Source organism: Marinobacter vinifirmus, assembly GCF_002258215.1.
In the GTDB taxonomy this organism is placed as follows: Bacteria; Pseudomonadota; Gammaproteobacteria; order Pseudomonadales; family Oleiphilaceae; genus Marinobacter; species Marinobacter vinifirmus.
This window is the reverse complement of the sequence record NZ_NEFY01000006.1, coordinates 148,483-162,293: the sequence shown is the minus strand read 5'-3', so window position 1 is coordinate 162,293 and position 13,811 is coordinate 148,483. Positions and strand designations below refer to the sequence as shown.

Sequence of the window (13,811 nt, the reverse complement as noted above, 5' to 3'; positions counted from 1 at the left end):
CTATGACCAACCCTGTTCTGCCGCCGGCCATGGAGCCGGCGGATCTTGTCTGGCGCGATGGTGTGCCGGAATCTGCACGCTTTGGTGATGTGTACTTCAGTCGCGACAACGGGCTGGAAGAAACCCGCTATGTATTCATCGGCCGCAACCGGCTCCGGGAGCGTTTTGCTGAGCTGGCCGATAACCGTCATTTTGTGGTTGCGGAAACCGGCTTTGGTACCGGGCTGAACTTCCTGGCCGCCTGGGCCGAGTGGCTCGACTGCCGGCCGAAAGATGATTCTGCCATTCTGCACTTTGTGTCTGTGGAGCGGTTTCCCCTGACCCGGAGTGACCTGGAAAAAGCCCTGTCTTTCTGGCCGGAGCTTGCCCCCCAGGCTGCCGAACTCATCGCCCATTACCCACCACTGATTCAGGGAACTCACCGGCTGGTACTGGCGGGCGGGCGAATCCGGCTGACGTTGTATTTCGGTGATGTTCTGGATGCCTGGCGAGACCTCTCCTTCCAGGCGGATGCCTGGTTCCTGGACGGCTTTGCCCCGTCGCTGAATCCGGAGATGTGGTTGGAAGACGCCATCGGCCAGATTCGCAACCACAGCAAACCCGGCACCACGCTGGCCACCTTCACCTCTGTGGGTCGGGTGCGCCGGGCACTGATCGATGCCGGGTTTTCCATGCAAAAGGTACCGGGCTTCGGTCGCAAGCGGGAAATGCTGACCGGCCAGCTTGAGGTTTTCGGGGCCGACTCCGGTGCATCAAACCGGTTACCGGTGGCGATCATCGGTGCCGGAATTGCCGGCACCACCCTCGCCCGCAACCTTGCGGAACGGGGGGTTCCCGTTGTGCTGATTGACCGGGCCGATCAGCCCGGCGCCGGTGCCTCCGGTAATGCTCAGGGCGCGCTCTATGTGAAGCTGGGCGTGGAATACAATGCCCAGACCGAACTGGCCGCAACCGCGTTGAGTTTCAGCCAGCGCTATTACCGGCGCTGGGCCGGACAGTTCTGGCACCCCACTGGCCTGCTGCAGTTGGCCTCCAACGAGCAGGAGCAGCATCGTCAGCAGAAGTTCCTTGAACGCTGCCAGTACCCGCCCGAACTGCTGGAACCGGTGGATGAAGAGCTAGGTTCGAAGCGCGCCGGCCTGAAGGTAACGGCCAGCGGCCTGTGGTTTCCCGGTTCTGGCTGGCTTGAGCCGGCAAAGGCCTGCGCTGCCCTTGCCGACCACCCGGGAATCCAACAGGTATTTGGTTTCAATGTACGCACGGTGAGGTCTGACGGCAAAGGCTGGACGATTGAAAGTCAGGAAGGCCAGCGGCTGAGCGCAGCGAGGCTGGTGATTGCAGGGGGTCACGAGTCCGCCAGCCTGAACCCGGCCAACGGTAAACTGCGGCTGAAGCCCATCCGGGGACAGGTCACCTGCTTGCCCGCAGAAAAATACAACCTGCCAGAGGCGGTCATCTGTGGAACCAAGTACCTGAACCCGGCCATGAGTGGAATCGCAGTAACCGGTGCGACCTTTGACCTGAGAGACAACAACCCGGACGTTACACTGGAAAGCCACCAGGAAAATATCGATCAACTGGCAGAGCTGCTGCCTGCCGTCATGGGCGACCATGGGCCTGATGCCAGCGAGCTTGCAGGTCGGGTTTCTTTCCGTTGCGCCAGCCATGATTATCAGCCGGTGGCGGACGAACTCAAGGATGAAAACGGGCAGGAAGTGCCGGGCGCCTACCTGCTGACCGGATACGGCAGCAAGGGCCTGACCTGGGCACCACTGATGGCAGAGTACCTGGCAGACCGGATAACCGGCCAGCCATTGAGCTTGCCGGAGCCGCTGATCCGCCGGGTGGAAAGCTCGAGGTTATACCCCAAGCCGGACTAAGTGCCGGCTCAGGGTCATTCCGGCACCCTTCAGGGATTGTCCGTTGTAGCGGGTGTCAGCAACCGGCCTTCCGGGCTGAACAGAAGAACCTGGTGTCCGGCATTGGAATCCACCAGCGCCACAATCTCATAATCCCGGTAGTTGCCGAGGCCCAGGAACTGCACACCCGGCTCCGCCAGTGCTTTTTGCCAGCTCTGATAAAGCTCCGGATCCTCCTGGGTGGTCACCCGTGCCAACAGGCCCTGACCTCCATCCAGCGTTCCGGCAGCAATCACATCACTTGCCAGTGCGACGCCCTTGTCCAGGGAGTTCACAGCAGCATCTGCAACGGAGGCAATGGTGAACGCAGCCTTGGGCACACCGGTGCTGGTAAAGCCCAGCACAAACCCGGCCGTTGCACCTGTTGTACGCTCCAGCTCGTTATCGCCCTCTTCCACTTCAACCAGACTGTAGCTCCAGGGGCCGTCACCGATCAGCCATGCGGTACTGTTTGCATACAAGCCGTGGCGGAGTTGTTCCGAGGCATCACCACCAATACCGTATACCGCGCCGTCTGCCGTGCCCGAATAGAAGAACGGACCCACAGCACCGTTGCCATCAACCACGCCGGGCGCATAGCCAAACAGCATAGGAGTTGAGAACTCGGTGCTGGCGCCGGCTACCCTGTCATTGCCGGTTGAGCCTTCCTGGTGGACTTCCTTAAGCTTGAGTTCCTCACCGATGGTTTCAACCACTGCCAGGAAGGTGTCGATGCCACCGGAATTGCTCTGTCCACCCCAGGCGCCGTCGGATTCACCGGCAACCACCAGGTCGCCATTGGTGCCCTGATAGCCCACTCGTTTGACGGCATCGTTACCGGAGGAGCCAAACGCCAGCCTGTATTTGTCGAATACCGGTCCGTAGGCACCGGTGTCCCCGTCTTTGCGGTATAACTCCACAACAGCCTGACCAGCGTCAGAATAAGCCACCACCAACTCTTCGTAGGTTGTACTGCGACCGTCAACCCGCTCGGTTCGCTTACCCAGGGCCAGGTACACCTCCGTGGCCGCTGCCGTTGCGCCGGCATTCAATTCAAGCGTGGAGCCCGACTGCGCGCCTTTCTGGTCGTAGATCCGCACCTGCAATACATCATCGGAGCCACGACCCGCCACATACAGTTCACCTTGCGAGCCAGTGGCCATGTCTGTGGGCACAAATCCATCCGTCCAGGTCAACGGCGTTATCTGTCGGTTAAAGCTCAGGGTCATCAGCTCGTCGCTCTCGCCCCGGGCAAAGTTCTCGAGGCCGGCCTGACCCTTAACATCAACAACCAGGATCGCGAGGCGGTCATGCAGGCTTTCGGCGGTGTCTGCGTAGTCCTTCGCGGTAATACTGAACTGCACCTCGTTCACGCCTGCCGGGAACACCAGTTCATTAGTCCCGGGCTCAGGATCCAGCGTAAGGCCCTGAAGAGTCTCGGGGGCCTGGACAATCACAAAATCTCCGGTTCCGACGGTAGAACCCTGTTCGCTAACCGTCAGTTTTACATTTACCTGCCCTTCCCGCTCGCCAGTCAGGATGGCAGCGTAAACCTGCTCCTCGTTGTAACCCGCAGAGGTTACATCGGTCACCTCCGGGTCAACATTCAGCGTGTCCCTGGTGCCGCCGTTCAGGGTTCGCAGGGCAACCATCGGTTCGTTATCGGCAATGGCCAGGTTGGTGCTGATACCGGCGTTATTATTGCCAAGAGACGCCAGGCCCTCGCGAACCTCCGTCAGGGCCAGTCGAGCCTGCTCGGTGGGTTCCGCCACCTTGTCATCAATCACTTCCAGCGGGATATAGCATTCACTGACACCAGGCTCCAGGGTAACGACACCCCGGTCGTAGAAGCCTTCGGGGCCTTCCTGGTACGTTACATAGCCCAGCTCATTGCCCTCTTCATCAACCGGGTGGTCCGAGCCGCTGCCAAGAGCCACAATGTCCTGCCCGATAATCGCGCGGCCCATATTGCTGTCGGCGGAATGGCATTCCCGGGAAATAGCTCCAACGGGATCTTCACAGGTGAAATCCGACTCCAGCTGGAAGGCAATGGAAACTCGGGTAACAGATGGCCGTTCAAGCCGGACTTTGGCATACACCCGGCGGGTTGGCTGGGCAGCCGTTTCGGAAACACTGTGGGCGCCTTCCGGCTCAAGCTCCGGCAATGCACAGTGTTCACCCCTGGGAGCACTGATCTCCGGTGATTCACCTTCGGTAAACTCCGGCGCCTCCACTGAAACCAGGTTGTGCTTCACTTCGATATCAAACGGCTGGAACCCGGCCATGCGACCATCAGTGGTCACGATATCGATATCTTCAGTTTTGCCAAGGTCGTCCAGGCCGCGCTCGCCGCCGGTCAGCCCCGGCACACCGCGCATGATGACGCCCTGCCGGGCCTTGTTGCTGGTATCTTCCAGGGCCAGCCAGGCCGGTGCATTGGTGAGGGAATAATCGAGGATGCCTTCGCCGCCGTAGGCACCCCAGTTGTAGTAGTACTCAACGCCGATGTATGCCGTGGTAGGCGGTGCGCCCAGCAATGTGGGGTCGTCCGGATCCTTTTCGGTTTTACAGCCGGCCGCGGCCAGGGCAACCAGAGCCAGGCCCGCAAGCCGGCCCGTCGAAAAAGTGCGGGAGAACAAATCGGCGCGCATGCAAAAATCCGTTTCAAGACGTTGTTGTTATGGCGGTGTCCGGTTGCGTACAGCCAACCGGTTTACACACCGTTACAGGTCAACGCCATGGTAGCCAATTTGTTCTCCGGGGGATCTGCGCGAGTTCTCAGATTCACCGGCCAGCGGTCTTCAGGCCTCTAAGCCGTGCTCCTTGAGCAGGGCCAGCAATCCATCTTCGTCCAGCACCGGCACACCCAGTTGCTCGGCTTTTGCGAGCTTGGAGCCGGCCGCTTCTCCCGCCACCACGCAAGCGGTCTTTTTCGAGACGCTGCCAGCTACCTTGGCACCCAGGCGCTCCAGCTTTTCCTTGGCCTGGTCACGGGTCATTTGCGACAAGGTGCCGGTGAGCACCCAGGTTTCACCCGCCAGCGGCTGTTCTTCAGCAGCTACTACTTGCTCTTCCTGCCAGGTAACACCGGCGTCTTTAAGCGCTTGCAGGGTTTCCTGGTTGTGGGATTGATCAAAGAAGCTGCGGATATGGCCGGCCACGATGGGGCCGACATCCTGAACCAGTTGCAGGGCGTCCTCATCTGCCCCGGCAATGGCCTCCAGGGTTCCGAAATGAGACGCCAGGGACTTGGCCGTGGCCTCCCCCACTTCCCGGATGCCCAGCGCATACAGGAAGCGCCAGAGCACCGGGTTACGGGAACGGTCGATAGCCGCCACCAGGTTGCCGGCAGACTTGTCGCCCATGCGCTCAAGGCTGGCCAGCTGGAATTTGGTCAGCCGGTACAGATCCGCCACCGTACTCACCATGCCTTCATCTACCAGCACTTCGATCAGCCGGTCGCCAAGACCTTCAATATCCATCGCCTTGCGGGACGCATAATGGCGGATGGCTTCTTTGCGCTGAGCCGGGCAATACAGGCCGCCGGAACAGCGTGCTACCGCCTCACCCTCAATCTGGACAATGTCGGAACCGCAAACCGGGCAATGCGCCGGCATTTCAACAGAAGGTGCGTTAGCCGGGCGTTTTTCCGGCACCACCTTCACCACCTGCGGAATAACATCGCCTGCCCGGCGAATGAACACGGTATCACCGATGTGCACATCCAGACGGCGGATTTCATCCATGTTGTGCAGGGTCGCGTTGGAAACCGTGACACCGCCGACAAACACCGGTTTCAGGCGTGCAACCGGAGTAACAGCGCCAGTACGGCCCACCTGGAATTCCACGTCTTCAATGACCGTCAGCTCTTCCTGGGCCGGGAACTTGTGGGCAATGGCCCAGCGCGGTGCCCTGGAGACAAACCCGAGCTGTTGCTGGAGATCCAGGCGGTTCACCTTGAACACGATGCCGTCGATTTCATAGGGCAGGCTGTCACGCTTTTCCATCAGCTCGTTGTAGGCCTGCAAGCAGGCTTCCGCACCCTCGGCCTTGCGCATTTCCGGGTTGATCCGGAAACCCCAGTCGCTCACCAGCTGAAGGCTGTCCCAGTGGGTGCCAGGAAGCACGCTTTCGTCCGTTACTGCCATGCTGTAGGCGCAGAACTCCAGCGGGCGCCTGGCGGTGACGGTAGATTTCTTCTGGCGCAGGCTGCCGGCGGCGGCATTACGCGGGTTAACAAAGGTCTTCTCGTCCTGCTCTGCCAGCCGCTGGTTCAGTTTCTCGAACCCGGCTTTGGGCATGTACACCTCGCCACGCACCTCTACCAGCTCCGGATAGCCGCTGCCCCGAAGCTTTAGCGGTACAGACGGAATTGTTCGGATGTTGGCGGTGATGTCTTCCCCGGTGTAGCCATCGCCCCGGGTGGCAGCGCGGGTCAGAAGTCCGTTCTCGTAATGCAGGCTCACCGCAAGGCCATCGAGCTTGGGTTCGCAGACGTACTCAATGGAGTCTTCGGTGTGCAGACGGTCGCGGATCCGGCGGTCGAAGTCCCGCAGTTCGTCTTCGCTGAAAGCGTTGTCCAGCGACAGCATCGGCAGCCGGTGGGTCACTTCGGCGAAGCTGGTGTCGCGGGTGCTGCCTACCCTGCGGGTGGGCGAGTCGTCAGAGGCCAGCTCCGGATGTTCCCGCTCCAGTTGCTGGAGCTCCCGGAACAGCCGGTCGTATTCCGCATCGGGGATTCTGGGCTCGTCCAGAACGTAGTAGTAGTAATTGTGGTCTTCAAGATTCGCGCGTAGCTCGGCTACGCGCTGCTGGATTTCTGCAGAAGCTTTGGTCATCAGGTCGGGAGTCCTGGCTGGGTGTTAGGCCCGATGGGAACGTTGTTTACGCTCGAATTCACGGATGCGCTGGCGGCAATGCTCGATGGTTTGCGGTGTCATCACACTGCGGCGCTCGTCTTTCAGCTCGCCACCCATGTTGCGGACCACCGTCTGGGCAGTTTCCAGCATGAATTCGAATGCCTGCATGGCATTTGACGGCCCGGGCAGGCTCATGAAAAAGCTGATACCCGGCGTTTTCATCCCGGGCATGTCCTGCGGCCGGAAGGTACCCGGCTCTACCGCGTTCGCCACACTGAACTGCACCGGCGTGGTGGTATCGGAGCCTTCGTGGCGATGGTAAATATCGATGTCGCCGTGCTCCAGGCCACAGGCTTCAAACAGCTTTTTCAGGACCGGGCCCGAAAATTCCTCGCCACTGCGGGACAACACGTTGATGACCAGTACTTCGCGGGCTTCCGGGCGGTTGGCGCCGGCCAGCGGCTGATTACCACGGGGTTTCACAGGGTCCCGGCGAGCGGTATCTTCTTCCACCTCGGAGGTGACAACCGGAGGCTCCTGCTCCTTAACCGGCCGTGACGGCTGGCGCACTTCCGGTTGTGGCTCAGGAGCGGGTTCAGGTTCGGGCTCCGGCTCAACCATCGGCTCCGGCTCCGCAAACTCCCGGGGCTGTTCCGGCCGGGACTGCACACGTGTCTGAACAGGTTCTTCGGGCTCATCATCAATGGCACCCCAGCCTGTTTCAGGTTCCACGTCATCGTCATAACCGTCCGGTTCGGAGGTGTCGCAGGTGACATAGCCCCGCTCTTCCAGGTTACCCCGGGAAACTATGCGGGCTCCGCCATTCGGCAGTTCCGGGTTGTATTCGTCATCCAGCGGGGACTCTTTAAGTTCATCGGCACCCATGCCAGAAGAAATCGCCATGGATTCCTTGCGGGCTCGATGCATGCGACGGATACCGTCGACCACGATTACAATAATTACCAGGGTACCTATGGCGATTAACCATTCCCTAAGTGACATAAGCTGCTGTCCTGTTTGCAGTTCGGAACGTTGCTACTCTAAGAAAAGCCCGTAATGAATACAACGCACACCGGGCCCAGATGGCGTTATTGTCATGGTTGGCGGCTTTTTCGCCAACCCGTCAGGCTTCGGCCAGGGCCGCTGCCTCGTCTACGTCTACCGATACCAGTCGCGAACAGCCCGGTTCGTGCATGGTCACCCCCATCAACTGGTCAGCCAGCTCCATGGCGATCTTGTTATGGGTAATGTAGATGAACTGTACCTGTTTGGACATCTCTTTGACCATATTGGCATACCGGCCAACGTTGGCATCATCCAGCGGGGCATCGACCTCATCCAGCATACAGAAAGGCGCCGGGTTGAGCTGGAAAATGGAAAATACCAGGGCAATGGCCGTCAGGGCCTTTTCACCACCGGACAACAGGTGAATGGTACTGTTCTTCTTGCCCGGGGGCCGGGCCATGATGGCGACGCCGGTTTCCAGGAGGTCTTCCCCGGTCAGCTCCAGGTAGGCATTACCTCCCCCGAACACTTTCGGGAACAACGCCTGCAAGCCACCGTTCACCTGGTCAAAAGTTTCCTTGAAACGCTGACGGGTTTCCCGGTCGATCTTGCGGATCGCATTATCCAGGGTTTCCAGCGCTTCCATCAGATCATTGTGCTGCTCATCCAGGTAGTTCTTGCGCTCACCCTGAACCTGATACTCCTCGATGGCAGCCAGGTTGATGGCCCCGAGCCGCTGGATGCGATTGCCGATCTTTTCCAGCTCTTCGGCCCAGACTTTTTCCTCGGCGTCCTCTGGCAATTGCTCAAGTACCACCTGAAGTTTAACGTCTAACTCTCTGAGTTGTTCAATATAATTTCCAGCGCGAATCTCCAGCGCCTGGGATTCCATCTTTAGCTTTTCGAGCTGTGCACGGACGTCCTGCACCACGTGTTCGGTACGGCTGCGGCCCTGCTCCCGATCCCGCACTTCCCTGTCAATATCTTCCAGGGCATCCCGGGCGGCACCCAGCTTTTCTTCTTCCGCCAGCCGCCGCTCCAGCAGGCCTTCGAGTTGCATTTGCAGGTCTTCCACAGGCTCTTCGGCGGTTTCCCGGGCCTCCCGGAGCACGTCCAGCCGCTCTTCCAGGCGCTCTTTCTGGAGCTGCATCCGGTCGATGGTCTGTTTCAGGCCGTCACGCTGGCTTTGCAGGGTCTGCAGTTGCAGCTGCAGCTGGTGGGTGTGGTCACGATCGTGGCGGGCATCCTGGCGCAGGCGGTCAAGGTTCTCCCTAAGGCTATCCCGCTGTTCCAGCAGGCGTTCTTTTTCTTCATCGGAGTCTTCGCTGGAGGCCAGCGCAATATCCCATTCCTCCCGGGCTTCCAGCAGACTTTCCTGCTGGCCTTCCAGGCTCGCGGTCACTTCTTCAATATCGTCGCGAATGCGGGACAGCCGGGCATCAATCTGCTCTGCCCGGGCTTTCAGGCCGCTGGCGCGGGATGCCAGCGCTGCCAGATCGCGCTCGGTTTCGCTGATTCTGGCCTGGGCTTCTTCCCGGGCGGTCTCTGCCCGTTCGCCCTGCTCCTGCAAAAGTTCCAGTTGTTCATTAGCAGCTTCAAGCTGTTCTTCGGCTTCCGCCAGCAAGGCTTCAAGCTCGGTGACCTTTTTCTGGCGCTCGATCACGCCCACCTGGCCGGCGTCGGAGTCCGGCATCAGTACCCAGTCCCGGGCAACCCAGATCCCTTCACGGGTAATCAGGCTGGCGGCCGGCGCCAGTTGCTCACGGCGCGCGAGTGCGTCAGCGGCAGATTCCGCCACATCAATGTTTGCCAGCATGGCATCCAGCGCCGGGACGCCAGATACCTTGGCGGCAAGCCCGGAGCTTTCCGGGCTGCCATTTCCATTTTCCGAAACGACCGCCAGGCCTCTGGGAGCCTGTTCCAGCGCGCCCGTCAGCTGATCAAAGCCGGGCAACGAAAGGCCCTGGGTGAACCGGCCTATTACCTGCTCAACCGCAAACTCCCAGCCGTCTTCGATCGCCAGGCGGGTCGCCAGCCGGGGCGCATCGGAAAGGCCGTTATCTGAAAGCCATTGTTGCAGCGCATCGTCCTGGCTGCCCATCTGTTCGTCCAGCAGGGATTGCTGGGACTCCAGGGAAGCCCGCAGGCTTTGCACCCGCTGGCGATGCTCCTGTACCTGCTGTTCGGCATCGCGGAGTTTCTGGCGGGCGTTATAAACGTCATCCTGCAGAGACTGAATACGCTCCTGCGCTTCTTCCCGCTGGAGCTCCAGGGTTTCCTGCTGTTCCAGCAGGTCTTCCAGCTCTGCCCGGTCCAGCTGGCCTTCCAGCAGTTCGTTTTCGTCGTGAAGTTTCTGTTTGCGGTTGCGCAGCTGCTCGATGGCGTCTTCCAGCGAACGGATGCGGGACTGGGCAAGTTCTGCCTGGCGGCGAGCGTCGGCGGATCGGGTACTGAATTCATCCCAGCGATGCTGCCAGTCGCTCATGGCATCCTCGGCCTGCTGGAGCTTCTCGCCGGATTCCTCGGCCCGGATGGCCAGGCTCTCCTGCTCGGGCTCCAGCATATCCAGTTCTTCCTGGATGCCCGCCAGCTTGTCTTCGTCCTGTTCCAGCTCCCGGGCCAGTTCCCGCTGGTTGGCCATGGCCTGGTCCAGCTCGGCAGCGGTCTGGCGGCTGCGTTCCCGTTGGTGTTCGATGCTCTGCTCAATACGGGCAATATCCGCGCCGGCTTCGTAGTAGCGGGCCTGGGCTCGGTTAAAGTGTTCGGTGCGTTCGTGGTGGGCTTCCCGCAGGGATTCCAGGGAGGTTTCCAGGTTCACCCGCTCGGTCAGGAGTTTTTCAAGCTCCAGCTCGGTATCGCGGATCTTGCCACGCGAGGTTTGCAGGTCGTTATCCAGGGCCTTCCAGCGCAGTACGGTAAGTTCCGCTTTTTTCTGGCGCTCTTCCTGCTTGTAGGTTTTGTACTTTTCCGCTGCAGCCGCCTGTCGCTCCAGGTGCTGCAATTGCCGGCCCAGTTCTTCCCGCAGGTCGGTCAGGCGATCAAGGTTTTCCTGGGTACGCTTGATGCGGTTTTCGGTTTCCCGGCGGCGTTCCTTGTACTTGGAAATGCCGGCCGCTTCTTCGATGTAGACACGCAATTCCTCCGGCTTGGCTTCGATCAACCGGGAAATCATACCCTGTTCGATGATGGCGTAGCTTCGCGGCCCCAGGCCGGTGCCCAGAAACAGGTCTGTAATGTCTCGACGGCGGCACTTGGAGCCATTGAGAAAGTATTCGGACTGGCCTTCCCGGGATACCCGTCGTTTTACCGAAATTTCGTTGAATTTAACGAACTCGCCCGGCGCCTTACCTTCGGTGTTATCAAACACCAGTTCGATGGAAGCCTGCCCCACCGGCTTGCGGGCGCTGGAGCCGTTGAAGATAACGTCTGTCATGGATTCGCCCCGCAGGTACTTTGCGGAGCTCTCGCCCATTACCCAGCGAACGGCGTCAATGATGTTGGATTTGCCACAACCGTTCGGCCCCACTACCGCCGTCATATTCGACGGGAACGGTACGGTGGTTGGATCAACAAAGGATTTGAAACCGGCCAGTTTAATGGACTTGAGCCGCATGTCAGGCGTTCTCCTCCGTGAGAATGCTCAGTACCTGTTGGCGCTGGTGTTCACCAAAGTCCTGGATAACCTTCTCTAGGCGCTCGGCATCGCCGGCGACGGCCGCATCGGCCAGGTTTCGGAAGAAGGTACCGGTTTCGGCAATTTCACTGCGGAAATGATCCAGCGCCACGTAGTAGGTACGGCTGATGGCGGGCCGGAAGTTTTCCAGGGTTTCTTCCAGAAACGGGTTTTCAACCAGGCTGTAGGCGTAGCGCATGACGCCAAAACCAGCCTCGATCACCCGTTCGGCGGCGTCTGGCGCCTGGGAGTTCAGGGCGTCGATGACTGCCTGCATCTCCCGCACCTGGCTCATGACGCCGCCAAGCTCGTCGCCGGACCAGCGTTCCAGTACCTTGCGCCCGAGCATGCACAGCAGGTCGATGTAGATGTCGTAGAGGGCATTCACAGAGGCCGGAGTCAGGTCAGACACCACGGCACCACGGCGCGGGTAGATTTCCACCAGGTGCCGGCGCTCGAGAATCAGCAGCGCCTCACGCACGGAGCCACGGCTGACGTTCAGCTCTCCGGCTACCTTGAGCTCCTGAATGCGCTCGCCGGGCTTGAGATCCCGGATAACGATTCTCTGGCCAATATGCTGGGCGATCTGTTCGGAAAGACTTTCCGGTGCCTGAAATCTCATAGACCTGATGCTCACCTCTGCCAACGCGGGACAATCAAACGCAGGAGTTTATCACAGGCTTTTGCCGGCCCCACCCCCTTGTCGGACATTTTGATTGCCGGCAGACAGGGGCGGGACCGTTGAGGGATCAGCTACGAGGTTTGCGTTGGGGACGGGCCGGGGCGGAATCAGAGACCTGCCAGCTGCCTTTGCGGGCACGCTGCAGCGATTTACCCGGGCTCTTGCGGCGTCTCCGATCGTGTTCAGCCTGTTCCCCAGGCGTTTTCTGGGGAATGCTCACCGGTGCCAGGTCGACCGTGCGACTCAGGGTATCGACCGCTTTCTGGTCCAGCTCTTCCCATTTGCCCAGGGTCAGACGGCTTGGCAGGAAGATCGGCCCGTAACGGACACGCTTCAGGCGGCTTACCCGCACACCCTGAGATTCCCACAGGCGGCGCACTTCCCGATTGCGTCCTTCCAGCAGGGTTACGTGGAACCAGCGGTTCATGCCGCTGCCGCCAGCGGGCGCGATATCGGAGAACTTGGCCATGCCATCTTCCAGCAACACACCTTCCCGCAAGCGCTCCAGCATGGCGTCGTCTACTTCGCCAAACACCCGCACCGCGTATTCACGGTCAATCTGGCGGGACGGATGCATCAGCCGGTTGGCCAGTTCGCCGTCGGTGGTGAACAGCACCAGTCCGGTGGTGTTGATATCCAGGCGACCAATCGAAATCCAGCGCTGATCTTTCAGCCGTGGCAGCCGGTCAAATACCGTCGGGCGGCCTTCCGGATCTTTACGGCTGGTCACTTCGCCTTCGGGCTTGTTGTAGATCAGCACACGGCGAACCACCTGGGCGGCCGAGCTTACGTCCAGAACCTTGCCGTCCAGTTCGAAGGAGTCGTCAATGGTGGCTTTCTGCCCGGGCTGCGCCGGCTGGCCGTTGACCAGCAGGCGGCCGGACTCCATCCAGCCCTCGATTTCCCGGCGTGATCCGGCACCGGCACGGGCCAGGAGTTTCTGAATGCGCTCCGGGCCTTCACTCAGGGCCTGGTCGCCGCGGGCCGGTTTCTTTGCTGCGCCTGGTTTTCCGGGGCTAGATGCCGCCATGTATTACATCCTTACTGAATAGCTGATGCCGGTGGCATCAGTGAAGTGTCTGGTCGGGCGCATCGAGTTCGATTTCGCCCTGCATATTGCGTTCTATCTCCCGACCGATCTCTTCGAGATCCCGCACTTCCGACAACGGAGGCAACTCATCGAGCCCGGTCAGGTTGAAATAATCAAGAAATTGTCGGGTGGTGGCATACATGGCCGGCCTGCCCGGCACATCGCGATGGCCCACTACCCGCACCCACTCTCGCTCAAGCAGGGTACGAATGATATTGCTGCTTACCGTAACGCCACGGATTTCTTCAATCTCGCCCCGGGTAATCGGTTGCCGGTAGGCAATCAGTGCCAGGGTTTCCAGCAACGCCCGGGAATACCGCTGCGGCTTTTCCTCGAACAGCCGGCCAACCCAGGGCGCGAACTCTTCCCTAACCTGCAACCGGTAACCGCTGGCAACTTTCTTCAACTCGAATCCGCGGCCTTCACAGGACTGTTCCAGCAGAACCAGCACGTGCTCCATAACCTGCCGGGCCGGGCGATCGCCTTCGTCGAACAGCTCCCGGAGCTGATCCAGCGACAGGGGCTTTCCGGCGGCCAGCAGGGCGGCCTCGGTGATACAACGAATGCGGTCCAACTGTTCTTCGTTCATGGCTCCAGATTTCCG

General features: G+C 60.2%; 8 protein-coding genes. 1 reads left to right on the top strand and 7 read right to left on the bottom strand.

Translation table 11 applies throughout. The features are described 5' to 3' along the window. Window positions 1-2: 2 nt before the first annotated feature. Complete coding sequence (gene mnmC / locus B9Q17_RS09780; protein ID WP_094625080.1) at window positions 3-1,880, top strand: bifunctional tRNA (5-methylaminomethyl-2-thiouridine)(34)-methyltransferase MnmC2/FAD-dependent 5-carboxymethylaminomethyl-2-thiouridine(34) oxidoreductase MnmC1; 1,878 nt, start codon at window positions 3-5, stop codon at window positions 1,878-1,880. Between the two features lie 29 nt (window positions 1,881-1,909). Here the strand turns inward: mnmC and B9Q17_RS09775 are convergent, their stop codons facing one another. The 7 genes from B9Q17_RS09775 to scpB form a co-directional block, all read right to left on the bottom strand. Continuing rightward, a complete protein-coding gene (locus B9Q17_RS09775; RefSeq protein ID WP_094625079.1) occupies window positions 1,910-4,549 on the bottom strand; it encodes a hypothetical protein in 2,640 nt (879 codons plus the stop codon). A 150-nt stretch (window positions 4,550-4,699) separates the two neighbouring features. Beyond that, entirely contained in the window at window positions 4,700-6,736 is a 2,037-nt protein-coding gene (ligA, locus tag B9Q17_RS09770) for an NAD-dependent DNA ligase LigA (protein ID WP_094625078.1), read from the bottom strand. A gap of 24 nt (window positions 6,737-6,760) precedes the next feature. Further along, on the bottom strand, window positions 6,761-7,759 hold the full coding sequence (gene zipA / locus B9Q17_RS09765) for a cell division protein ZipA (protein ID WP_094625077.1): 999 nt from the start codon (window positions 7,757-7,759) through the stop codon (window positions 6,761-6,763). A 121-nt stretch (window positions 7,760-7,880) separates the two neighbouring features. Beyond that, window positions 7,881-11,375 carry a chromosome segregation protein SMC gene (gene smc, locus B9Q17_RS09760; protein ID WP_094625076.1) on the bottom strand — a complete coding sequence of 1,165 codons (3,495 nt, stop codon included), beginning with the start codon at window positions 11,373-11,375 and terminating at the stop codon, window positions 7,881-7,883. Window position 11,376: 1 nt separating this feature from the next. Beyond that, window positions 11,377-12,057 carry a GntR family transcriptional regulator gene (locus B9Q17_RS09755; RefSeq protein ID WP_094625075.1) on the bottom strand — a complete coding sequence of 227 codons (681 nt, stop codon included), beginning with the start codon at window positions 12,055-12,057 and terminating at the stop codon, window positions 11,377-11,379. A 127-nt stretch (window positions 12,058-12,184) separates the two neighbouring features. Continuing rightward, window positions 12,185-13,147, bottom strand: coding sequence for a 23S rRNA pseudouridine(2605) synthase RluB (gene rluB, locus B9Q17_RS09750; RefSeq protein WP_058340555.1), 963 nt, complete (start codon window positions 13,145-13,147; stop codon window positions 12,185-12,187). Between the two features lie 37 nt (window positions 13,148-13,184). Continuing rightward, window positions 13,185-13,796, bottom strand: coding sequence for an SMC-Scp complex subunit ScpB (gene scpB / locus B9Q17_RS09745; protein WP_094625074.1), 612 nt, complete (start codon window positions 13,794-13,796; stop codon window positions 13,185-13,187). Window positions 13,797-13,811: the final 15 nt, after the last annotated feature.